This is a genomic window from Pseudomonas sp. 11/12A, assembly GCF_000800055.1.
Classification (GTDB): domain Bacteria; phylum Pseudomonadota; class Gammaproteobacteria; order Pseudomonadales; family Pseudomonadaceae; genus Aquipseudomonas; species Aquipseudomonas mohnii.
On the sequence record NZ_JUGV01000001.1, the window covers coordinates 3,872,757 to 3,895,875 of the forward strand.

Below are 23,119 nucleotides of genomic sequence, written 5' to 3' on the forward strand. Positions count from 1 at the left end.
TTGGAATTAAGACAACTGCGCTATTTCGTAAAAATTGTCGAGCAAGGGAGCCTGGGACGCGCAGCGCTTGAGCTGGACGTCGGCGTGTCGGCTCTCAGCCAACAGATCGCGAAACTTGAAAACGAACTGGCAACCCGACTTCTGAATCGCACCACTACCGGCGTCACACCGACCAGCGCCGGGATGGCGTTCCTGCACCATGCCCAGCTGTGCTTGCGGCAATCCGAAAATGCGATCATGGCGGCTCACCGTGGGCGTATGAGTGGGTATGTCACCGTCGGCTTGCCGCCTACGACTGCCACTGTGCTTGCCCTGCCATTGATCAACGCGATGCGAGAGCGCTATCCGGATATTCAATTGCATCTGGTTGAGATGCTGTCCGGGCACTTGGCCACGCAACTCAATGCACGCCAGATAGACTTGGCCATTTTGTTTCAACTTGAAGGTGGAAAGCGCTGGAGCGTTACACCGCTGCTCGACGAGAAACTATTTGTCATCAGTTCGCCTCACCTGCCCCACGCTCCACGAGGAGCCTGCGTGCAGCTGGCGGATCTGGGTCAACTTCCGCTGGTGATGCCGAGTGCGCAGCACGGGTTGCGTTCAACGCTGATGACCGCGTTTGAACGCGTGGGACTGGCTCCCAACATCATCATGGAAGTGGATGGTCTTGCCGTATTGATGAATGCCGTACGCGCAGGTCATGCCGCCACCATCCAGCCCGGTGCAGCGGCGGCGCTTAAAGGCGAGTCGGGACTTTCAGTGGTGGAAATTTCCGATACTCACGCAGGCAGACGAAACCTGTTGGCGACGCTGCCTGACGATGAACTGGCTCCCGCAGCCCTGGCGGCGCGACTGGTCATCACCGATGTCGCGCGACAGTTGGTGATGGATCATCAGTGGCCAGGCGCCTCGTGGATCGACGACGGCGCGCCATGATCTCGATGCCCCCTACCCCGGCGTTACGATGAGCGCCAATCGGCAAAGCCTTTATAAAAACTAAACACCCCAAGCGCTAATGCGCCTTTCGACACAAAACTGTCTGCCCTAAGGTCTCCCTACTCGCGAGGAGTTTTTCGTTCATGCCTCCTTGCGATTGAGGAGTGATGATGATCGACGTATTAGTAATTGGCGGCGGCAATGCGGCCTTGTGTGCAGCCTTGATGGCTCGGGAGGCCGGCGCTAGCGTCATGTTGCTGGAGGGTGCACCAAAAGCCTGGCGCGGCGGCAACTCGCAACACACCCGAAATCTGCGCTGCATGCACGACGCACCGCAAGATGTACTGGTCGATGCCTATCCCGAAGAAGAGTATTGGCAGGATCTGCTGAAGGTCACCGGTGGGATAACCGACGAGAAGCTTGCACGTCTTGTCATCCGCGCCTCATCGAACTGCCGTGACTGGATGCGCTCCCATGGCGTGCATTTCCAGCCGTCGCTGTCCGGTGCCCTCCATGTTGCGCGCACCAATGCATTTTTCATGGGTGGCGGCAAAGCACTGGTTAACGCTTACTTCCGCAGCGCCGAGAAGCTGGGCGTCGAAATTCGCTATGACGCTCAAGTGACAGATATCGAATTGAAGGATGGAAAATTCATCGCCGCCCACATCAGTGAGCGAGATGTCGATGGACAACGTTTTCCCGCCGAGCGTATCCAGGCCAAGGCCTGCGTCTTGGCTGCCGGCGGATTCGAATCCAACCGCGAATGGCTCCGTGAGGCCTGGGGTCAAAACGAGCGTGGAGAATGGCCTTCAGACAATTTTTTGATTCGCGGGACGCGTTTCAATACCGGCGTACTGCTTCGGCGCATGCAGAACCTGGGCGCCGATTTCATTGGTGACCCGACGCAAGCACACATGGTGGCCATCGACGCCCGCGCCCCCCTGTATGACGGAGGTATCTGTACCCGTATCGATTGCGTATCGCTGGGCGTGGTGGTTAATCGCGACGGCGAACGCTTCTATGACGAGGGTGAAGACTTCTGGCCCAAGCGCTATGCGATCTGGGGTCGCCTGGTCGCGGGTCAACCCGGTCAACAGGCCTACTCGATCATCGACCAACAAGCCCTCGGCCGGTTCATGCCGCCGGTATTTCCGGGCACTAAAGCCAACTCGCTGGAAGATCTGGCCCGCCAGTTGAAGCTTCCCGTTACGCAATTCGTCAACACCATCGAGCAATACAACGCGGCCTGCCGCGTCGGCACGTTCGACCACACCGCGCTGGACGATTGCCACACCGAGGGTTTGACGCCCGCCAAAACCCATTGGGCCCGCCCACTGGTAAAGCCACCCTTCTGCGCCTACCCCCTTAAGCCCGGCGTGACCTTCACCTATTTAGGCCTCGCTACCGACGACACCGCCGCCGTTCACTTCAACGGCAAGCCTAGCCCCAACCTGTTTGTCGCAGGAGAAATGATGGCGGGCAATGTGTTGGGCAAGGGCTACACCGCCGGCATTGGCATGGCCATTGGTACTGCCTTCGGTCGGATTGCCGGTGTACAGGCAGCCGCTTCGGCAGGCTTTGTTTCTCTTTCACAAACGGAATTTAGACATGCAGCTGTTTGATCCCAAGGCACCGAGCGATTTGATTCCGGTGCTCAACCTTGATGAAAGCGAAGTTCAGCGACAAATGACCGTTTGCAATGCCTGCCGTTATTGCGAGGGCTTCTGCGCTGTATTTCCGGCCATGACACGACGCCTGGAGTTTTCCCAGGCCGATATCCATTACCTGGCGAACCTTTGCCATAACTGCGGCGCATGCCTGCATGCCTGCCAGTACGCCGCACCTCACGAATTCGAAATCAATGTGCCCAAGGCCATGGCCAAAGTCCGCCTCGACACTTACGCCGAGTACGCCTGGCCACAGGCGATGGGCACGCTATACCGGCGCAACGGACTGACTCTGGCGCTGTCAGCCGGTACCGGGCTGGCACTGTTCCTGTGTCTTACGTTGATGGTGATGGGCAACTTGTTCACCGCGATGCCCGGGGGAAATTTCTACGGGATCTTCCCGCACAACACCCTGGCCGTAATGTTTGGTGCGGTTTTCGGATTCGCGGTACTCGCGTTGACCCTTGGCGTGCGGCGCTTCTGGCGCAATGTTTCACCGGCCGACGCGCCCGCGCAGGTAAAAACCGCTGCTGCACTGGAAGCCACGGCCAACGTCGCCCGGCTCAAATTCCTGGACGGTGGTCATGGCGAGGGCTGCAATAACGCTGATGATCGATTCACCTTGTGGCGGCGGCGCTTCCACCACTTCACCTTCTACGGCTTCATGCTGTGCTTCGCAGCCACTGGGGTCGCCACGCTCTACCATTTCCTGCTGGACTGGTCGGCGCCCTACCCCGTCTTGAGTTTGCCGGTGATGCTGGGCATCAGCGGTGGGCTCGGCTTGCTGGTCGGCCCCGCGGGCCTGTTGTGGTTGAACCTGCGTCGCAACCCCGAACACGGCGACGAAAACCAGAAACCCATGGATCGCGGCTTTATCGCGCTGCTGTTGCTGGTCAGCGCCAGCGGCCTGGCACTCCTGGCGTTCCGTGAAACCGCAGCCCTGGGCCTGTTGCTGGCGATCCATCTCGGCCTGGTCATGGCGTTTTTCCTGACCATGCCCTACAGCAAATTCGCCCACGGCATCTTCCGTAGCGCCGCGCTGCTCAAGTACTCCATCGAAAAACGCCAACCCAACCCGATTAACGCCGGAAGCGACTGATCGTAGAACCACTCATTCCAATAACAATATTGATCACCCGGGTAACCATAATGAAAACAACAACTCAAGATAGCGGATCCAAGGGGTCAAAGCTGGGCGCCATTCTACGGGTCACCAGCGGCAACTTTCTCGAACAGTTTGACTTCTTTCTGTTCGGTTTTTACGCGACCTACATCTCCCAGACGTTCTTTCCTGCCACCAGCGATTTCGCCTCGCTGATGATGACCTTCGCCGTATTCGGCTCGGGATTCCTGATGCGCCCACTGGGCGCTATCGTGCTGGGCGCTTACATCGACAAGGTGGGACGCCGCAAGGGGTTGATCGTGACGCTGTCGATCATGGCCGCGGGAACGGTATTGATTGCACTCGTGCCAGGCTATGCCAGCATTGGTGTCGCGGCACCTGTACTGGTATTGATGGGACGACTGTTGCAGGGTTTCTCCGCTGGCGCGGAGATGGGTGGCGTTTCAGTGTATCTGGCTGAAATCGCCACGCCGGGCCGCCGCGGTTTCTACACCAGCTGGCAGTCGGCCAGCCAGCAGGTGGCGATCGTTCTTGCAGCCGCTTTGGGCTACACGATCAATGCGTCCATGGAAGCTGCCGAAGTGGCCGCCTGGGGCTGGCGGATCCCCTTCTTTATAGGTTGCGTGATTATTCCGTTCATCTTCATCATTCGCCGTTCACTCCAGGAAACCGATGCGTTCAAAGCACGCACGCATCACCCAAGTGCCAGTGAAGTGTTTCGCTCGATGCGAGACAACTGGCGCACAGTGCTGGCGGGGGGCTTGCTGGCCTCAATGACCACCACCACGTTCTATCTGATTACCGTCTACACCCCCACCTTCGGAAGGACTGTACTGAACCTGAGCACCACCGACAGTCTGGTGGTCACGCTCTTCGTCGGCCTGAGCAACTTCATTTGGCTGCCCATCGGCGGCACACTCTCCGACCGCATCGGCCGTCGCCCCTTGTTGCTGGCGATTTCCTTGCTGTGCCTGTTCACCGCTTATCCCGCCATGCATTGGCTGGCCGCAGCGGCAAGCTTTGAACGCCTGCTCGCCGTGCTGTTGTACTTCTCTTTCTTCTTTGGCATTTACAACGGCGCGATGGTTGCGGCCTTGACTGAAGTGATGCCTCAGAACGTACGAGTCGTGGGATTTTCCCTGGCATTCAGTTTGGCGACCGCTGTTTTTGGCGGCTTCACACCCGCCGTATCCACTCTCCTGGTACAGGCAACCGGTGACAAGGCATCGCCTGCCTACTGGCTGATGTTTGCCGCTTTTTGTGGATTCACAGCGACGACGATCTTGTATCGCCGGCAAAAAGCAGTGACAGTCAACGCTTGATCAACGAGAGGTTTCGTTGGCGTTCAGGTTTTTTCGCTGAATAAATCGCCCGCCCTTGCCTGCATTGACACGTCTTTCGTATCAATGCAGGCCTGCCACGCCCCCGTCCTGTCCAACACCCTGCCCCCAGCGTCCTGATAAGCGCCGGGCAAGACGGCATCAAATTTTGATTTGCCCCAGCAAGCTTTGCAGGCGATTGCCGATCATATACATCTCGTCGACTGTCTTGACCCCGAGCGGAGTCTGGTTGGGTTTAGCGCACAGCCACCGGTTTTTGAATCTCCAACCGACTGATCCACACCGCCATCAGAATCACGCTGCCACCCAGCAGCAACCGCCCCAGTTCCTCATGCTGATTCCAGATCAGCAGATTGAGCAGCAGTCCCACGGGCACATGCAGGTTATTCATCACCGCCAGCGTCCCGCCATTCACCAGACAGGCGCCCTTGTTCCACCAGTACAGACCCAGCGCGGTCGAAACCAGGCCGAGGAACACCAACACGCCCCATTGCAGCGGCGCTTGCGGCCAGAAGTTCTGTTTGCCGAACAGCAAGAACGCCGGTAACGCCACCGCCAGTGCGCCAAGGTAGAAATAACCGAAGCGTCGGTAATGCGGCAGATCGCTTGGGTGACGAGCCACCAGGTGTTTGTAGAGCACCTGCCCGGCGGCGAAGGTGAAGTTGGCCAGTTGCAGCAGCAGGAACCCCATGAAGAAGTCCGGGCTGATCCGGTCATAGCGAATCACCGCAGCCCCGGCCACCGCCACCAGTGCCGACACCAATGCCCATGGATTGAACCGTCGGTTCAGCGCATCTTCGATCAGGGTCACGTGCAGTGGCGTGAGGACCGTGAACAGCAGCACTTCAGGCACCGTCAGCACACGGAAGCTCAGATACAGGCAAACGTAGGTCACGCCAAACTGCAGCGCACCAATCAGTAACATGCCGCGCATGAACGCAGGCTCTACCGAGCGCCATCGCGTGAGCGGAATAAACACCAGCCCCGCCAGGAGCACACGCACCAGTACCGCGAAGTAACTGTCGACATGACCGGCCAGGTATTCGCCGATCAAACTGAAGGAAAACGCCTGGATCAGCGTGACAAAAAGTAGATAGCCCATGCTCGCCTCGTTTCGAATGGCGGCGAAGATAGCGGTTTTTGCCGGTGATCGCGAACACTCAAACGATACAAAATTCCGGGCAAAAAAAAGCCCGATCTCGCTAAAGCGTTCAATCGGGCGGCAGCACTCAGGAGCAGCAAGTGCAAAGGGAGGTTCGATGCGCGTACAGGCTTGAAGGGGTAGCGCCAGGTCACTAGACCATCCAGCGATTATCTGGCGATTAAAGGGTCAGGCCACTTGAGCAAGCCTGGCGTTCGCCTGGTTCAAGCCTTTTTCCTGGAAGTCACCGCCCAGGTTCATACCTTCGGCGTGAATGAACGTGACGTCGTGGATGCCGATGAAGCCCATGACCTGACGCAGGTAGGGTTCCTGGTGATCCGCGGCGCTGCCAGCGTAGATCCCGCCACGAGCGGTCAATACGTAAGCGCGCTTTCCGGTGAGCAAACCTTGGGGACCGGTTTCGGTGTACTTGAACGTCACGCCGGCACGCAGCACATGGTCAAGCCAGGCCTTGAGGGTACTCGGGATGGCGAAGTTGTACATCGGTGCGGCCATCACCAGCACATCGGCGGCCAGCAGTTCGTCGGTCAATTGGTTGGAACGTTCCAGGGAAACCTGTTCGATGTCGCTGCGCTGATCGGCAGGCTTCATCCAGCCACCCAGCAGGTTGATGTCCAGATGCGGCACCGGGTTGACGGCCAGGTCACGAACGGTGATTTCGTCCTTCGGGTGAGCGGCTTGCCACTGTTTGATGAAGGTCTGGGTCAGTTGACGGGAAACCGAGTCTTGCTGACGTGCGCTGCTTTCGATGATCAGAACGCGGGACATGGGATGTAACCTCCATCTAAGAATGCTGTAAGTCGATGGAGTGAAGGTTAAACATTGCCATATCGATGAAAAAGCGCAAATAACTGCTATAAACTATCGATAAATTCGTTTATAAGCGAATCATGCGTTGCAGGCGCCAGCTTGCTCGCGACAGCGACGGGTGAAAAAGGCTGTCGACTGCCCCGACACTGTCGCGAGCAAGCTGGCTCCTAAAGTCATTTCGGGGTGCAGGTGAGCTGGATACGCATTTTGATGATGGAACGGTTGAATTTGGCCGTCGCATTTTTGTGTTTGCCAGCAGCCACTTCGATATTGCGAGTGCGCGGCGCTTCCGGGCCGTTGTTGAACACCACCTTACAGATCGCATCGGTGCTGCCGTAATTGTTCACCTGAAGGGTGGCGATATCGCTATCGGTGTCATACGCGTTGTAGTCAATGCTCAAGCCGTTCAGCTGCTTTTCGACATCAATCTGATAAGCAAACGCGGTCAGCGGCAGCATCGCCAGCACCACACAACAGAATTTTTTCATTCAGCAGTCTCCAATAAGGGCTGCCAGCTTAGGACAAGAGGAGCTCATCATGAAAGCGCCCCGCGTGACCCTTGATCAATGGCGAACGCTGCAGGCCGTGGTCGATCACGGTGGTTTCGCCCAGGCCGCCGAGGCGCTGCACCGCTCGCAGTCGTCGGTCAGCTATACCGTGGCGCGCATGCAGGACCAGCTCGGCGTGCCACTGCTGCGTATCGATGGCCGCAAAGCGGTGTTGACCGAGGCCGGTGGCGTGCTGCTGCGCCGCTCCCGGCAACTGGTGAAACAAGCCAGCCAGCTGGAAGACCTGGCCCACCACATGGAGCAAGGCTGGGAAGCCGAGGTGCGGCTGGTGGTCGATGCGGCGTATCCGAGCGCCCGGCTGGTCCGCGCCTTGACCGCGTTCATGCCGCAAAGCCGTGGCTGCCGGGTGCGCTTGCGCGAGGAAGTGTTGTCGGGGGTGGAAGAGGTGTTGCTCGAAGGCGTGGCCGACCTGGCCATTACCGGTTTCAGCATTCCCGGTTACCTGGGCGCGGAATTGAGCGACGTCGAATTCGTCGCGGTCGCTCACCCCGAACACTCGCTGCATCGTCTGAATCGCGAACTGAATTTCCAGGATCTGGAAAGCCAGATGCAAGTGGTGATTCGCGACTCCGGCCGGCAACAGCCCCGGGACGTCGGCTGGCTCGGCGCCGAACAGCGCTGGACTGTCGGTAGCCTGGCCACCGCCGCTACGTTTGTCAGCAGTGGCCTGGGTTTCGCCTGGTTGCCAAGGCACACGATCGAACGGGAACTCAAGGAAGGCACGCTCAAGCTGCTACCTTTGGATCAGGGTGGCAGCCGTAATCCGAATTTTTACCTGTATTCGAACAAGGACAAACCGCTCGGCCCCGCCACGCAGATTCTCATCGAACTGCTGCGCACCTTCGATACCGCACCACTGGACGCACCGTTCGCCGCCCCTGAACAAGCCTGACACGGAGTGCACGCATGGCCTATTTCGAACACGATGGTTGCAACCTGCACTATGAGGAATATGGCCACGGTACGCCATTGCTGCTGGTCCACGGCCTGGGCTCGAGCACCCTGGACTGGGAAAAACAGATCCCCGCGCTGGCTGCCCGTTACCGGGTGATCGTCCCGGATGTGCGCGGCCATGGTCGCTCGGACAAACCCCGCGAGCGCTACAGCATCGCCGGGTTCAGCGCCGACCTGATCGCGTTGATCGAGCATCTGAATCTAGGCCCGACTCACTATGTGGGGCTTTCAATGGGTGGCATGATCGGCTTTCAACTGGGCGTGGATCAGCCGCAACTGCTCAAAAGCCTGTGCATCGTCAACAGCGCGCCCGAGGTCAAACTGCGCAGCCGCGACGATTACTGGCAATGGTTCAAGCGCTGGAGCCTGATGCGCGTCCTCAGTCTTGGCACCATCGGCAAAGCCTTGGGCGGAAAATTGTTCCCCAAGGCCGAGCAGGCGGATCTGCGACAAAAAATGGCCGAACGCTGGGCAAAAAACGACAAACATGCTTATCTCGCCAGCTTCGATGCCATTGTGGGATGGGGCGTTCAGGAACGACTGTCGAAGGTATCCTGTCCAACCCTCATCGTCAGCGCCGACCATGACTACACGCCGGTCTCGCTGAAGGAAAACTACGTAAAACTGCTGCCCGATGCGCGGCTGGTGGTGATTGCCGATTCGCGTCACGCCACCCCGCTGGACCAGCCCGAACACTTCAACCAGACGCTGCTCGAGTTTCTTGCCGCCGTCGATACCACCACCCTCAGGATCACTGACCCATGCTGAAAAAAATCGCCCTTGTCGCTGGCTCCGTTCTGTTTGCCGCCAACCTGATGGCGGCAACGCCAACCAAGGCGCCACATGTGCTGCTGGAAACCACCAACGGCCAGATCGAGATCGAACTGGACCCGGTCAAAGCCCCGATCAGTACCAAGAACTTCCTTGATTACGTGGACAGCGGCTTCTACAACAACACGATTTTCCACCGCGTGATTCCGGGCTTCATGGTCCAGGGCGGCGGTTTCACTTCGCAAATGCAGCAGAAAGAAACCAAGGCGCCGATCAAGAACGAGTCGAAGAACGGCCTGCATAATGTTCGTGGCACCGTGTCCATGGCCCGCACCTCGGTGCCGGATTCGGCCACCAGCCAGTTTTTCATCAACGTCAAGGACAACGATTTCCTCGACAGCGGTGACGGCTACGCCGTGTTCGGCAAAGTGGTCAAAGGCATGGACGTGGTCGACATCATCGTCAACTCGCAAACAACAACCAAAAGCGGCATGAAAGACGTGCCGGCCGATCCGGTGTTCATCAAGTCGGCCAAGCGCATCGACTGAGACTAAGCTGGACAAGGATGTCCGAGCCGTTGCCGGTCATGCCGGCAACACTCAAACCGTTTAAAGGAGAGCCCGTTCGCGGGTGAAAACCCCATGCTTTATCGCCGTTTTGAAAAACTGATCGACGTCTTCCGCGACGCCCCGACGCCCGCTCCGCCGGATCGGGTACTGCCGTTTTATACCTATTACCTCAAGCAGGTCTGGCCGAGCTTCGCGGCCCTGTTGTTTGTCGGCCTGGTTGGCGCGCTGATCGAAGTCGCGCTGTTCAGCTACCTGAGCCGCATCATCGACCTGGCCCAAGGCACGCCGAACGTCAATTTCTTCAAGGAACACAGCCTTGAGCTGACCTGGATGGTCGTGGTGGCGCTGGTCCTGCGCCCCGTGTTCGTCGGCCTGCATGACTTGCTGGTGCACCAGACCCTGAGCCCCAGCATGACCAGCCTGATCCGCTGGCAAAACCACAGTTATGTGCTCAAACAGAGCCTTAATTTCTTCCAGAACGACTTCGCCGGGCGCATCGCCCAACGGATCATGCAGACCGGCAACTCCCTGCGCGATTCAGCCGTGCAGGCGGTGGATGCGTTGTGGCACGTGCTGATCTACGCCATCAGTTCCCTGGTGCTGTTCGCCGAGGCCGACTGGCGCCTGATGATCCCGCTGCTGACCTGGATCGTCGCCTTCATCAGCGCGCTCTACTACTTCGTGCCACGGGTCAAGGAACGTTCGGTCGTGTCCTCCGATGCGCGCTCCAAACTCATGGGGCGCATCGTCGACGGCTACACCAACATCACCACCCTGAAGCTGTTCGCCCACACCAACTTCGAGCAGCAATACGCCCGCGAGGCAATCAAGGAACAGACTGAAAAAGCCCAACTGGCCGGCCGCGTGGTGACCAGCATGGACGTGGTCATCACCAGCATGAACGGCTTGCTGATCGTCAGCACCACCGGCCTGGCGCTGTGGCTGTGGACGCAATCGCTGATCTCTGTGGGCGCCATTGCCCTAGCCACCGGCCTGGTGATCCGCATCGTCAACATGTCCGGCTGGATCATGTGGGTGGTCACCGGGATCTTCGAAAACATCGGCATGGTTCAGGACGGTTTGCAGAGTATTTCGCAACCCGTCTCGGTGACCGACCGCGACCAGGCCAAACCCTTGACCGTGGCCCGTGGCGAAGTGCGTTTCGAGAACGTGGACTTTCACTACGGCAAACGGAGCGGGATCATTGGCGGTCTCAACCTGAACATCAAGCCCGGCGAAAAGATCGGCCTGATCGGGCCATCCGGTGCGGGAAAGTCGACCTTGGTCAACTTGCTGCTGCGCCTCTACGACGTGGAAGGCGGAAGGATTCTGATCGATGGGCAGAACATCGCCGAGGTCAGCCAGGAAAGCCTGCGCGAGCGCATCGGCATGATCACCCAGGACACGTCCTTGCTGCATCGCTCGATCCGCGACAATCTGCTTTACGGCAAACCCGACGCGACCGACGCCGAGCTCTGGGAGGCGGTGCGCAAGGCGCGCGCCGACGGTTTCATTCCCATGCTCTCGGACGCCGAAGGCCGCACCGGTTTCGATGCCCATGTCGGTGAACGCGGGGTCAAACTCTCGGGCGGTCAGCGCCAGCGTATCGCCATCGCCCGCGTGCTGCTCAAGGACGCGCCGATCCTGATCATGGACGAGGCCACTTCAGCCCTGGATTCGGAGGTCGAGGCCGCAATCCAGGAAAGCCTGGAAACCCTGATGCAGGGCAAAACCGTGATCGCCATCGCCCACCGGCTCTCGACCATCGCCCGCATGGACCGGTTGGTAGTACTGGAGAATGGCAAGATTGCCGAAACCGGCAGCCATGCTGAACTGCTGGCCCAGGGCGGTTTGTATGCGCGGCTGTGGCAGCATCAGACCGGTGGGTTCGTCGGAATCGATTGACTCTTGGCGGCACTAGAAAACGGTGGGAGCTTATTTTCACCGTTTTGCCGTTTACTTCAGGCCTGCCGATAAGGCAAAGCCGTCCGCGCCTCCTCGGCATACGCCAGCACACCCTGCCTCTCCTGCTGCAGGAAGTCTTTGACTGCTGCTTTCAACCCCGGATGGCGCAGATAATGCCAGGAGTGGGTGATCACCGGTTCGAACCCACGAATCAACTTGTGCTCGCCCTGGGCACCCGCGTCGAAGCGTTGAAAACCGTTGGCAATCGCATAATCCATACCCTGATAAAAACAGGTCTCGAAATGCAGTCGATCGAATTCGGCCAGGCACCCCCAGTAACGACCATAGAAACTGTCGCCCCCCACCAGGCTGAACGCCATGGCGACCGGCCGGGAGCCTTGCCTGGCAAACACCACGCGAATTGATTGCGGCATGCGCTCGGCCAGCAGACTGAAAAACTCCCGCGTCAGATAAGGCCTTTGCCTACGCACCGCGTAAGTATTGGCGTAGCACGCGTAGACAAAATCCCACTGTGCTTCTGTCAGTTGCGAACCTTCCAGCCATTCGAAATCAAAGCCCTGCCCCGCCACTTGCTCGCGCTCCTTGCGCATCTGTTTGCGTTTACGTGAGCTGAGGGCTTCGAGGAAGTCTTGGAAATCCCGATAACCGCGGTTCTGCCAGTGGTACTGACAGCCGATGCGTTGCAACCAGCCTGGCTGTTCGGCCAGTGCCGCGTCGGTGAACGGATCGGTGAAATTGATATGAGCGCTGGAAAGCTGTTCGATCTCCAGATAACCCGGCAGGCTTTTGAGCAATTCGAAGCCGTCCTCCACCCTGGCCGCCAGCAAGCGCGGACCACTGACTGGACTAAACGGCACAGCGGTCAACAGCTTGGGGTAGTAATCGATACCGGCGCGTTCACAGGCATCGGCCCAGGCGTGATCGAACACATACTCACCATAGGAATGCCATTTACGGTAGCTCGGCAAGGCGGCGATCAATCGATCACCTTCGACGTGCAGCAAATGTTCGGGTTGCCAGCCGGAATGAGGGCCAACGCTGCCACTGTCTTCCAGTGCGCTCAAAAATGCATGGCGCAAAAACGGCTGCGTCTCGGGCACCAGAGCGTCCCACGTTTGCGCGGCGATTTCGGACAGACTTTGTAAGCGTTGCAACGGCATCACCATCCTCACTCGTTCATGGCTTAAAAAGCCTGTCGAGTATCGCCGATCGCCATCCTTTGCACACGATCAAATCGCCGACAGCGCTCTATCTCAATAGTTCAGGACGATTTTGTATCGTCATCGACTTGCCACCGCATTGCCACCTCACTGTCATAAACCATCGCGATACTGGCGCCTGTTTTTAGAACGCCGGGGAATAGCCCGGCCCTGTTTTCCGTCCATCAATGGTCGGTTGTGCCCTGGATGGCTCAGCCATCCACTCTCATCTTCGGAGATTGATATGCGTGTTGCTTCCACGAAAACTGCGGCGGCCCTGTGTGGTGGTTTGCTGCTGGCCATGAGTGTTCCGGCCAGTGCCGCAGTCGACGCCAAACTGCTCGACATGCTCAAGGCTAACGGTTCGATTACCAACACGCAGTACAGCGAACTGCAAGCAGAGCTGGCCAGGGATCAGAAGGAACAACAAATCGCCCGCCAGGCTCAACAGGAAACCAACGAACAAATCGCGGTGACCGCCAAGAAAACCAACGAACTGAGCACTTTCGATCAGAAACTGGCCTGGGCTGCCAAGACCCAGTTCAAGGGTGACGTGCGCTTCCGTCAGGAAACCGTTCAAAACGACGGCGTATCGAACAACAAGGACCAGAACCGTCAGCGCATTCGTGCCCGCCTGGGTGCCTACAGCGAAATCAACCCGCAAGTTGACACCGGTATTCGCGTTGCCACCGGCAGCAACGATGACGCGCGTTCCACCAACCAGGACCTGAACAACTACTTCGACAAGAAGCAGATCTGGCTGGATCAGGGCTACGTCGACTACCACCCGGATGCGATCAAGAACCTGCACCTGGTGGGCGGCAAGATGCCACAGCAATGGGTAAGCATGGGCGACATCATCTGGGATAGCGATATCAATCCGGAAGGTCTGTCGGTGTCTTACAAATACCCGCTGAGCGGCAGCACCGAGTTGTTCGGTAGCGCCGGTCACTACACCCTCAAGGACAACGTCGACGGCGAGGGCGTGCAGTTCAAACACGACCTGCGTCTGTACGCCGGTCAGTTGGGCGGTCGCTTCGCTTTGACCGATAACCTGAAAATGACCTTGGGCGGCAGTATCTACGCCTATGACAACGCTGACAGCAGCGCCTGCCCTGGCACTGGCACCGTCACTGCGCCGTGCGCGTTGGCCGTCAACGGCAACAGCCCGCGTGAAGAATTCAAACTGTACGAAGGCTTTGGTCAGTTGGATGTCAGCGGTCTGCCAGTGCCGCTGTCGATTTACGGTCAATACGTGAACAACACCGAAGCCAGCAACAGCCAGGACACTGGCTGGTTGGCCGGCGTCAAGACCAAGGTCTACGGCTTCGCTATCGACTACAACTACCGCGATGTACAGCAAAACTCCGTGGTCGGTGCCTTCACCGACTCCGACTTCGCCAACGGTTTCACCGGTTCGCGTGGCAGCAAGTTGAAAGTGAGCTACGAGTTGGACAAGAACTTCAACGTCGGCGCTACTTACTACATGGCGAACTCCGACTACACCAACGCCAGCATCAACAAGAAAGATTCGGACATCAACACTCTGCAACTGGATGCCGAAGCCAAGTTCTGATTCCCCGCCATACGACTCGGGCAAGGAAGCCCGAGCCGCCTTTACAGCCTGGCGTTGGTTTGTCTGTCCCCCATCATCCGTGCGATGGACCAACGCGAGTCTGTGTTCTCCTCCCCCGCCATCCCTTTCGAATCAGCGACGATCCTCGACCCGCGAGTGGCTTTTGCTCCAGTCGGTCAGCAAGCTGTACGCCACCGCGAGCAGCGTAGGGCCAATGAACAGGCCGATGAAGCCGAAGGCAATCAACCCGCCAAACACCCCCAGCAATACAATCACCAACGGCAGATTGCCGCCTCGGCTGATCAGGTACGGCTTGAGCACGTTGTCCACGCCGCTGATGATGAATGTGCCCCAGATGCCCAGGAACACCGCCATCCCGTACTCGCCTTTCCAGGCCAGCCAGGCCGTGGCCGGAATCCACACCAGCGGCGGGCCCATGGGAATCAGGCTGAGCAGGAAAGTCACGATACCGAGTACCAGAGCCCCGGGTACGCCGGCAATCAGGAACCCGATCAGCGCCAGAACCGCCTGGGCCGCCGCCGTCCCGATCACCCCGTTCACCACCCGTTGCACCGTGCCCGCCACCAGTTCGATGTAATACCCCGCCCGCTTGCCGATCAGCCGCTCCAGCAAGCCATGAACAAACGCCGCCAATCGTGGCCCGTCCCGATAGAAAAAGAACACGAAGACAATGCTCAAGGTCAGCTCGAGGATGCCGCTGCCGATCTGCGCGCTACGCGCCAACAGCCAGTTTCCGACCTGCCCGAAATAAGGTTTGAGCGACACCATCATCGCCGCGCCCTGTTGATCGATACTGTTCCAGATTCCGACCAGTCGCGTGCCCACCAAGGGCACACTGCCGAGCCAGGCGGGGGCTTCAGGCAAGCCATCGACCTGGACGTCCTTGAAGAATGACACGGCATCACGCACGTGGTCCGCCAGATTGAACCCCAGCCACACCAATGGCACCGCCACCAGCAACATCCAGCCAACGGTCAATATGGCTGCCGCCAGGGACTCGCGACCGTTAAGCCAGCGCGTCAGCAAACGCATCAGTGGCCAACTGGCAAATGCCAGCACCGCGCCCCAGAACAACGCCGACCAAAACGGCGCCATTACCCAGAAACTTGCGCCAAACAGCACCAGGAGCAGGATCTGCACCAACAGCCGGTCGTTATTGATCATCGAAATCTCAAGAAAAGTCAGTTCGCAAAAGAGTAGGCGAACGCGCAGAACGCGTTCACCCGATCAAGCTTAACGCAACAGCTCAATATGCAGGCCAGAGCCTTCGACGCTGCCGGTTTCCATCCGCGCCGCCCGTACACCCTGCTCGATCAATGCCTGACGCCAGGCTTCGGCTTTCGGCCCGGAAAGACTGATCCGCTGGGTCGTGTCCAGATTCAGGCCACGAGAGATCAAGCGCAGCCAGGCCTCGTCAGGCACGTCTGTCAGTTTGGGGAAATCAAGTTCGCCGGTGCTTTTGAGTTCGCGCAGCAAGGTTGCGGATGTCGGCAGCAAATCGCCCAGCGGACCCGCGGCGTCAAACTGCTCGACATGCAGATAGGCTTTGCGATTGCCCCGCGTGATGCTGTAAAGCGCCACCAGGGTATTGTCCTTCGGAGCCGCCAGTCGCAGCAGCAAATACGCCTGTTCGTTATCGGAGCCATAGAGTTTGGCGTTGCCGAACACTTCGTTGGCCCACAGGCTGCTCTCGCCGCAATCACGGGCCTGGCACCAGAACAGCAACTGGGCGCCCTGCTTCTGCAAGGCTTCGCGGGCGTCGGTAAAGGCTTGTGTCGCCGAGTGTTCCGGTGGCAACTCGTAGGTCACCGACGTGGCGTTACCACGGGCGCTGACCTGACCGTCAAAACGCAACTGACCGCTGATCTTGCGTATCGAACCCAGCGGATAGACCCGCTCGAGTTCGGCTGCGGGGCGATAGTCGACGATCTGCGCATCGGTCATGCGCGGCAGAATCGGCAGGTCCTGACTGCCTGGAACATCGGCGGCAAACAACAGGGGACTGAAACAGCAAAGCGCCAGCAGGTTGAGGGAACGCATCGATAGGCTCATCGGATCAGCATGGCCTGGGCGCCCTTGACGACACTGGCGTCATCGGGGTTGATCTTGAGAAAGTGTGCAGACTTATGTTCCTTCTTGTCCTTGCTGAAACTCGACGCTTGCACTGTGCGGGGCAGGTCGGGTTTCTCGAGCACGATAGAGACCTTGTGGCCATTCGGGGTCGCAGCGGTGTAGAGATCTATCATGGTTGTCTCCCATTTCAACCCGCCCAGCCTCGACAGTTGCCCGGTGCAAGTCAAGGAACGGCGAAGAACCGATTGAAACAGTCTGCGACAAGATCGGCACCGGACGCGTCATTCAGGTGCAAATGGTGGCCGCCTGGCAGCTGTTCACGGCTAAAGGGTAGACGTTCCAGCAGCTCAGGATGTTTGGCGAGCATGCCATCGGCGGCAACCACCAGCTTGGCGGGACAACTGACCCGCTGAACGAAGGCCATGGCCTGCTCGGTAGTGAGACGAAGCGGCGATGGCAGCGTGAGGCGGTTGTCCGTGCGCCAGGTGTAACCGCCCGGCACGGGCATGAGCCCTCGTTGCGCCAGCAGTTCGGCGGCTTCGCGACTGACCGCTACCAATCCCTTCATTCGCGCCTCGATGGCCCGATCGAGGGTGGCGTAAACCGGTTTGCGTTTGTCTCGCAGATCCAGTTGCGCTTGCAGGGCCATGCCCATGCGCTCGGCGGCATTTTCGCCTTTGTCTGTAGGGGGAATGACACCGTCGATCAACGCCAGATGAGTCACGCGCTCCGGCAGCGCTCCGGCGATGATCAAGGAAGCGATCGCGCCCATGGAATGCCCCAACAGCGCAAACCGGTTAAGTCCAAGCTGTTCGGCGACTTGCAGCACATCGTGGGCGTAGTCCCACATTGCATAACCGGCCCCCGCCGGTCGATGCCCGGAATGACCGTGCCCGGCCATGTCCAGCGCGATGATGCGCAAACCTTTGAGCTTGGGCGCCAGGCGCGCGAAGCTGTTGGCGTTGTCCAGCCAACCGTGCAGGGCGATGACCGGCAAGCCGTCCTCGGGGCCGAACAGGTGCGCCGCCAGTTCGATGTGCGGCAGGGTCAGGCGTACTTCTTCGACGACATGGTTCATGCGCAATCCTGTTGGCGGCGCCGGTCCCAGCGGCTGAACAGGTTTTTCAGCAGCATCGCGGTGTCTTGCGGACGTTCCAGCGGAAACATGTGGCCACCGGGCACGGTCAAGGATTCGCCCAATGGCATGCGCCCGACCGAGCTGGCGTGATGACGCATCACAACCCGACTGCTGCGCCCGCGAACCACCGCCAGCGGCACTTTCAATTGCCGCGTTCGGCCAGGGCTGGTGTGGGGAACGCCACGGTAGATACTGATTTCCGTGGCCGGGTCGAAGCGCAGGCGCAGCTTGTCGCCCACCTTGTGCAAACCATGTTGCAGATAGGCGTCGAAGCAGTCCGGATCGAAGCCGCGAAAAAGGGTCTTGCCGGCGAAATAGCGCCGGGCGCTTTCCAGGTCGGCGAACTCTTCACGCCGTCCCAGGGTGCGACCGGCCGGGGTCAGGCGATCGATGAAACCGAAGCGCTTGGCGGCCCGGATAACCCATTGATCGGTACGGGTCAGCACCGGCGAGTCGAGCATCACCACGCCACGATAGAGATGAGGGCAGCGCAACGCCGCGTGCTGATGCAGTACGCCGCCAAAGGAGTGACCGACGCCCCAGACCGGTTCGGGCTGCTGCTCCAGATGATGGATCAATTCGTCCACCAGGTTGTACCAATTGTCATCCGCCGGGAACCGCGGGTCATGGGCGTGCTGCTCCAGATGCGTCACCTGATACTCGGGCGCCAGCGCCGCGAACAACTTGCCATAAGTTCCCGAGGGAAACCCGTTGGCGTGGGCGAAAAATATCTGCTGCGACATACCGACGATCCATCAACGAAAACAGAGCTCGATTGTCCGTAAGTCCGCGCCATGCAGCAATGACCGTAACTGACAGGAATGATGACAGTCCGGTCAAACCCATGAACCTGTGGCTTGCTCGCGTACGGATGCATAGCAGCCGTCATGAGCAGATGTCCCGGGTCAAGGTGACTGGGGCCGCTTCGCGACCCAACGGGAGCAAGCACCCTCGCCACAATACTTGGATCAACGCGCCGGCGGATTTTGCCCCAGCGGCACCACTGCCATGGTCAACCGCGACACACAACTGGCCTTGCCCTCATCGCTGGTCAGCCGAATGTCCCAGACATGGGTCGTGCGACCGATGTGAATCGCCTTGGCCACCGCTGTCACCCGCCCGCTGCGCAGGCCACGCAGATGGTTGGCATTGATTTCCAGGCCCACGCAGTAAAACTTGCTGGCATCGATACACAGGTAACTGGCCATGGAGCCGACCGTCTCGGCCAGCACCACAGAAGCGCCGCCGTGCAAAAGACCGTAAGGCTGATGGGTGCGATGATCGATGACCATGCTCGCCGTCAGGGACTCGTCATCAAAGGCTTCGAAGCGGATATCCAGCACTTCGCCAATGGTGTTTTTCTGGATGGCATTCAATTGCTCGATGTTGGGAGTGGTGCGCCACAAACTCATCGCTGACTTCCTTTGTTGGTTTTGTTCGTGACTCAATCCTGCCACAGCACTGTCTCGCTACGCTCGCTCCATTCCTCGAAACGGGCGCCATAAGCTGCTTCGATCACGTTGCGCTTGATTTTCAAGGTTGGCGTGAGGAAGCCGTTTTCTACCGCCCAGCTATCCTTGACCACCACCAGACGCCGCAAGCGTTCGTGCTTGTCGAGGGCGCCATTGACCTCATCCAAAAGCTTTTCCAGGCTTGAGTGCAGGCCGGCGCGCGCCGCGCCGCCCGCATCCTGCTGCCCGACCGCCGACAGTACGCACAACCCCAGTGGCGCAATCAGGCCATCACCGACTACACACACCTGCTCAATGCGCGAATGCACCGCCAGACGATTTTCGATGGGGGCCGGGGCCACGTATTTGCCTTTGCTGGTCTTGAAGATTTCCTTCAGGCGCCCGGTCAGGCGCAGGTTGCCTTCGGCGTCTTGCTCGCCCTTGTCGCCGGTACGCAGGAAGCCATCCTCGGTGATGGTGTCGGCGGTTTTCTGCGGCTCCTTGAAATAGCCGAGCATGGTCGCGCCGCTGCGGACCAGGACCTCGCCCGAATCGTCGATGCGCACCTCGACCTCCGGACAGGGCTTGCCGATCCAGCCCGGTTTGTTCTGACCCGGCAGGCCAATGTGCGAGTAACCGCAGCTCTCGGTCATGCCATAGACCTCGAGCACATCCAGCCCGAGCTTGCGGTACCACGACAGCAAGGCCTGCGGCACTGGCGCCGCGCCGGAGAGGGCCACGCGCAAGGCATCCAGCCCCAGGCCGGCGAGGACTTTGTGCCCGACTCGTTTGCCGACGATCGGCAGGCCGAGCAGAAAATCCAGGCGTTTTGCCGGAATCTTGCTGTAGACGCCCATCTGGAATTTGGTCCAGATTCGCGGCACGCCGAACAACGCGGTCGGCCGTGCGCGACGCAGGTCGTCGAGAAAGGTGTCGAGGCTTTCAGCAAAGAACACTGTCTGGCCGGTGTAAATCGATGCCAGTTCGACGAACATCCGTTCAGCGACATGGCACAACGGCAGGTAGGACAACAAGCGGTCCGACTCATTGAGGCCGAATAATTGGGTGCCTCGGGTGGTGGCAAATCCCAGGTTGGCGAAGCTGTGCATCACGCCTTTGGGCATGCCGGTGGTGCCGGAGGTGTAAATGATGGTCGCAAGTTGATCGGCGGCGGGTTTGGGGTCGTCCTGGATCGGCGAACTGCGCTGCAGATCGGCCCAGCTGAAATCGAAGGTGCCCGGTGGATGCAACGGCAGACTGATCGTCGGCAAATCTTCGTGGACCCCACGGGACATGCCCGGCCAGTCGTCAAGTTTGCCGATAAAGGCCAGTGCCGCTTCCGAATGATTGAGCACCTGGGCCACGGACTCGGCGGTGAGGTTGGGGTACAGCGGCACGGAAACATGGCCGGCCATCCAGATGGCCAGGTCGGCAATGATCCAGTGGGCGCAGTTTTTCGAAATAAGCGCGATGTGACTGCCCTGGGGCAATTCCCGCGCACGCAACCAATGGGCGGCGCAGCGGGCTTGATGGCCGACGTCGGCCCATGTCAGTGTCTCGACCTGTCCGCCGCCGATGGGTTGAACCAAAAAGCGCTGTCGGGGATGACGGGCCTCACGTTCGTAGAAGACATCCAGCGGCAAACGAAAAGCAGCAGACATGAGACTCGCTCCTTATTTTTGTTCTGGAGCAAGCGTAGCTAACCAAGCAAGTGCTTGGTTAGCTATTTCATACAAAATTTTTCATGCTGCTTCGAAGCCCTGCGCCTATAAAGCAAAGCAACGCCATTACGGATGCTTGATGCCCGCGAGCTTCATCGACCCGATCAGCAGCTCATCGCCGCTGATTTCAGCCAGTCCGGCAGTGCCGACCTTCTCCGGCGGATACCCGGCGCCATGTTGCAGGTAGCTCAGCAAGTGACCCACCAGCGGGTTGTGGCTGACCAGCAGGACATTGCTGACCGACACCAGTTGTTCGGCGACCTTGTCCGGATCGGTTTCCGGCGTCAGCCACTCGACGGTACGGATCTCCGGCTCGAAACCCAGTGCGTCGCGTACAAGCTGCGCGGTTTCCTGCGCTCGCAGATAAGGGCTGGCATAGATAGCGGTGAGCGGCTGGCCGATCAACAACGCAGCGCTGCGCAGGACTTCTTCACGGCCGTGAGCGGTCAGTGCCCGCTCCGAATCATGGGATTTGGAACCGTGAGGTTCAGCCTCACCATGACGCAATACCCAGAGTTTCATAGCTTGGGTTCCTCATCTCGAGCCGGATGCGGGGCTGGCGGCACGGCGTGCGGCGCTTCACCTTCCGGCGTACGCGGTGTTGGCCAGTCGGCGAACGGCCAGGGTTTCTGATCGCTGTGAAAACTGCCGAAACGACCGATCTGCGCCAGAAACTGGCTCAGACTGTCGCCGAAATTCATCAAGGTTGCGTTCGGGGCGCCGTAAATCAAACGATAGATCAACTGCACCAGCACCACCGCGCCAAGGATGAACTGCGCCACTTGCCAGACCAGTACGAAGACGACCATCCACAGCACCCGCAACAGGATGGACTCGTATTTGGCTTGTACTTTTTGATCGCTCATGTCTCGCTCCGTTCCTGTTTCATAGAGGGCTTAGTTGAAGCCACTGGTGGAAATGAAATCGACGTCCGTCTTCGGCTCGGCGCGCATCAGCAGCTCAATCACCTGCTCCAGCGTGCGCCCTTCGAACAGGATCGCATGCAGCCCGGCGACCAGCGGCATATACACGCCGACCTCCTGAGCCTTGGCCTTGAGCACTTTCAGGGTGTTGACGCCTTCAGCGACCTCGCCCAGGCGATTGACCGCCTCGTCCAGGCTCAAACCCTGGCCGAGGGCGAAACCGACCTGATAGTTGCGGCTTTTCGGCGATGAACAGGTGACGATCAAATCGCCGACGCCCGCCAGGCCCAGGAACGTCATTGGGTTGGCACCCTGATTCACCGCGAAGCGGGTCATTTCCGCCAAGGCCCGGGTGATCAGCATGCTCTTGGTGTTTTCCCCCATGCCCAGCGCCACCGCCATGCCGGCGATGATCGCGTAGACGTTTTTCAACGCCCCGCCCAGCTCCACACCGAAACGATCGGCGCTGGCATACACGCGAAAGGTGCGCCCGTGCAACGCCGCCTGAACCCGCTGACAGAGTTCTTCGTCTTCACTGGCGACCACGGTGGCGGTCAGTGCGTGCTCGGCGACTTCGCGGGCCAGGTTCGGCCCGGACAACACGCCGATGCGTGCTTGCGGAGCGATTTCCTCGAGGATCTCACTCATCAGTTTGAAGGTGTGGGCTTCGATGCCTTTGGTCAGGCTGACCAGAAACTTGCCGCGCAAACGCTCGGCATGCGGGGCCAGCACCGAGCGCAACGCGCTGGACGGCAGCGCGACGAAACACAGGTCGCAGGCGTCCAGGGTGGCTTGCAGATCGGTGACCGGTGTCACACCGGGCAGAATCTTGATGCCTTTGAGGTAACGCGGGTTCTCACGATTGACCCGGATGGCCTCGGCCTGCTCGGGGTCACGCATCCACTGCAAGACCTGATGACCATTTTCGGCCAGCAGATTAGCCACGGCGGTACCAAAACTTCCGCCTCCCAGGACCGCAATCGGGCGCTGTTCAGTCATATGCAATCCGTTAATCCATACCAGTGGCGATGTCGGCATTATACGGAGCGGCCCAGTGGCGGCCAGCCCCCGCGTCAATTAGCGGCGCACGCACAAAAAAGTCCGATAAAGCCGTGGAAAACGCTGACATCGGAAGTAGAAACGTCGTACGGCTCGGTTAACATGCGCGCCTTCACTCGCTAACAAGGAAG

At 59.2% G+C, this 23,119-nt stretch carries 21 protein-coding genes and 2 pseudogenes; 9 read left to right on the top strand and 14 right to left on the bottom strand.

Annotated elements, in window-relative coordinates; all coding sequences use genetic code 11:
* From GQ39_RS17790 to GQ39_RS17805, 4 genes are all read left to right on the top strand, one after another.
* Complete coding sequence (locus GQ39_RS17790; RefSeq protein WP_047532177.1) at window positions 1-936, top strand: LysR family transcriptional regulator; 936 nt, start codon at window positions 1-3, stop codon at window positions 934-936.
* A 170-nt stretch (window positions 937-1,106) separates the two neighbouring features.
* A complete protein-coding gene (tcuA, locus tag GQ39_RS17795; protein ID WP_047538994.1) occupies window positions 1,107-2,558 on the top strand; it encodes an FAD-dependent tricarballylate dehydrogenase TcuA in 1,452 nt (483 codons plus the stop codon).
* Window positions 2,545-3,702 (top strand): tricarballylate utilization 4Fe-4S protein TcuB, encoded by a 1,158-nt coding sequence (gene tcuB / locus GQ39_RS17800; protein ID WP_047532179.1) that lies wholly within the window; start codon window positions 2,545-2,547, stop codon window positions 3,700-3,702. The genes tcuA and tcuB overlap by 14 nt, the downstream gene beginning before the upstream one ends.
* A 50-nt stretch (window positions 3,703-3,752) precedes the next feature.
* Window positions 3,753-5,048 carry an MFS transporter gene (locus GQ39_RS17805; RefSeq protein ID WP_152614007.1) on the top strand — a complete coding sequence of 432 codons (1,296 nt, stop codon included), beginning with the start codon at window positions 3,753-3,755 and terminating at the stop codon, window positions 5,046-5,048.
* Window positions 5,049-5,301: 253 nt separating this feature from the next.
* On the opposite strand, the gene GQ39_RS17810 is transcribed toward GQ39_RS17805, so the two are convergent.
* The 3 genes from GQ39_RS17810 to GQ39_RS17820 form a co-directional block, all read right to left on the bottom strand.
* A complete protein-coding gene (locus GQ39_RS17810; RefSeq protein WP_047532181.1) occupies window positions 5,302-6,168 on the bottom strand; it encodes a carboxylate/amino acid/amine transporter in 867 nt (288 codons plus the stop codon).
* A 228-nt stretch (window positions 6,169-6,396) separates the two neighbouring features.
* Window positions 6,397-6,996 carry an FMN-dependent NADH-azoreductase gene (locus GQ39_RS17815; RefSeq protein ID WP_047532183.1) on the bottom strand — a complete coding sequence of 200 codons (600 nt, stop codon included), beginning with the start codon at window positions 6,994-6,996 and terminating at the stop codon, window positions 6,397-6,399.
* A gap of 215 nt (window positions 6,997-7,211) precedes the next feature.
* A complete protein-coding gene (locus GQ39_RS17820; RefSeq protein WP_047532185.1) occupies window positions 7,212-7,526 on the bottom strand; it encodes a hypothetical protein in 315 nt (104 codons plus the stop codon).
* A gap of 49 nt (window positions 7,527-7,575) precedes the next feature.
* Here GQ39_RS17820 and GQ39_RS17825 point away from each other — a divergent pair, with 49 nt between their 5' ends.
* The 4 genes and pseudogenes from GQ39_RS17825 to GQ39_RS17840 all read left to right on the top strand — a co-directional run bounded on the left by GQ39_RS17825 (window position 7,576) and on the right by GQ39_RS17840 (window position 11,806).
* The gene (locus GQ39_RS17825; RefSeq protein WP_047532189.1) at window positions 7,576-8,499 is read left to right on the top strand and encodes a LysR family transcriptional regulator; all 924 of its coding nucleotides are present in this window, start codon (window positions 7,576-7,578) and stop codon (window positions 8,497-8,499) included.
* Between the two features lie 14 nt (window positions 8,500-8,513).
* Window positions 8,514-9,319: pseudogene (locus GQ39_RS17830) on the top strand (alpha/beta fold hydrolase).
* 3 nt (window positions 9,320-9,322) lie between these two features.
* Complete coding sequence (locus tag GQ39_RS17835) at window positions 9,323-9,880, top strand: peptidylprolyl isomerase (RefSeq protein WP_047532193.1); 558 nt, start codon at window positions 9,323-9,325, stop codon at window positions 9,878-9,880.
* 93 nt (window positions 9,881-9,973) lie between these two features.
* Window positions 9,974-11,806: an ABC transporter ATP-binding protein gene (locus GQ39_RS17840; RefSeq protein WP_047532195.1), complete on the top strand. Its 1,833-nt coding sequence runs from the start codon at window positions 9,974-9,976 to the stop codon at window positions 11,804-11,806.
* A 56-nt stretch (window positions 11,807-11,862) separates the two neighbouring features.
* On the opposite strand, the gene GQ39_RS17845 is transcribed toward GQ39_RS17840, so the two are convergent.
* On the bottom strand, window positions 11,863-12,987 hold the full coding sequence (locus GQ39_RS17845; RefSeq protein WP_047538998.1) for a GNAT family N-acetyltransferase: 1,125 nt from the start codon (window positions 12,985-12,987) through the stop codon (window positions 11,863-11,865).
* Between the two features lie 283 nt (window positions 12,988-13,270).
* On the opposite strand from GQ39_RS17845, the gene GQ39_RS17850 reads away from it, so the two are divergent.
* Window positions 13,271-14,602: a putative porin gene (locus tag GQ39_RS17850; protein ID WP_047532196.1), complete on the top strand. Its 1,332-nt coding sequence runs from the start codon at window positions 13,271-13,273 to the stop codon at window positions 14,600-14,602.
* A 132-nt stretch (window positions 14,603-14,734) separates the two neighbouring features.
* On the opposite strand, the gene GQ39_RS17855 is transcribed toward GQ39_RS17850, so the two are convergent.
* From GQ39_RS17855 to GQ39_RS17900, 10 genes and pseudogenes are all read right to left on the bottom strand, one after another.
* Window positions 14,735-15,787: an AI-2E family transporter gene (locus GQ39_RS17855; protein ID WP_047532198.1), complete on the bottom strand. Its 1,053-nt coding sequence runs from the start codon at window positions 15,785-15,787 to the stop codon at window positions 14,735-14,737.
* 69 nt (window positions 15,788-15,856) lie between these two features.
* Window positions 15,857-16,663, bottom strand: a complete 807-nt coding sequence (locus tag GQ39_RS17860; RefSeq protein WP_047532199.1) for a DUF4892 domain-containing protein — start codon at window positions 16,661-16,663, stop codon at window positions 15,857-15,859.
* A gap of 53 nt (window positions 16,664-16,716) precedes the next feature.
* A pseudogene (locus GQ39_RS17865) lies at window positions 16,717-16,869 on the bottom strand (glutathione S-transferase); the annotation flags it as partial.
* A gap of 50 nt (window positions 16,870-16,919) precedes the next feature.
* Window positions 16,920-17,774 (bottom strand): alpha/beta hydrolase, encoded by an 855-nt coding sequence (locus GQ39_RS17870; protein ID WP_047532202.1) that lies wholly within the window; start codon window positions 17,772-17,774, stop codon window positions 16,920-16,922.
* Window positions 17,771-18,577, bottom strand: a complete 807-nt coding sequence (locus GQ39_RS17875; protein WP_047532205.1) for an alpha/beta fold hydrolase — start codon at window positions 18,575-18,577, stop codon at window positions 17,771-17,773. The genes GQ39_RS17870 and GQ39_RS17875 overlap by 4 nt, the downstream gene beginning before the upstream one ends.
* Before the next feature lie 225 nt (window positions 18,578-18,802).
* Window positions 18,803-19,246, bottom strand: a complete 444-nt coding sequence (locus GQ39_RS17880; RefSeq protein WP_047532207.1) for a hotdog fold thioesterase — start codon at window positions 19,244-19,246, stop codon at window positions 18,803-18,805.
* 32 nt (window positions 19,247-19,278) lie between these two features.
* Window positions 19,279-20,946 (bottom strand): AMP-binding protein, encoded by a 1,668-nt coding sequence (locus GQ39_RS17885; RefSeq protein ID WP_047532209.1) that lies wholly within the window; start codon window positions 20,944-20,946, stop codon window positions 19,279-19,281.
* A 126-nt stretch (window positions 20,947-21,072) separates the two neighbouring features.
* Complete coding sequence (gene sixA / locus GQ39_RS17890) at window positions 21,073-21,528, bottom strand: phosphohistidine phosphatase SixA (protein WP_047532211.1); 456 nt, start codon at window positions 21,526-21,528, stop codon at window positions 21,073-21,075.
* Window positions 21,525-21,872: a DUF4389 domain-containing protein gene (locus tag GQ39_RS17895; protein WP_047532212.1), complete on the bottom strand. Its 348-nt coding sequence runs from the start codon at window positions 21,870-21,872 to the stop codon at window positions 21,525-21,527. Before GQ39_RS17895 ends, sixA begins: the two co-directional genes overlap by 4 nt.
* A 30-nt stretch (window positions 21,873-21,902) precedes the next feature.
* Window positions 21,903-22,928, bottom strand: a complete 1,026-nt coding sequence (locus GQ39_RS17900; RefSeq protein ID WP_047532214.1) for an NAD(P)H-dependent glycerol-3-phosphate dehydrogenase — start codon at window positions 22,926-22,928, stop codon at window positions 21,903-21,905.
* Window positions 22,929-23,119 lie beyond the last annotated feature (191 nt).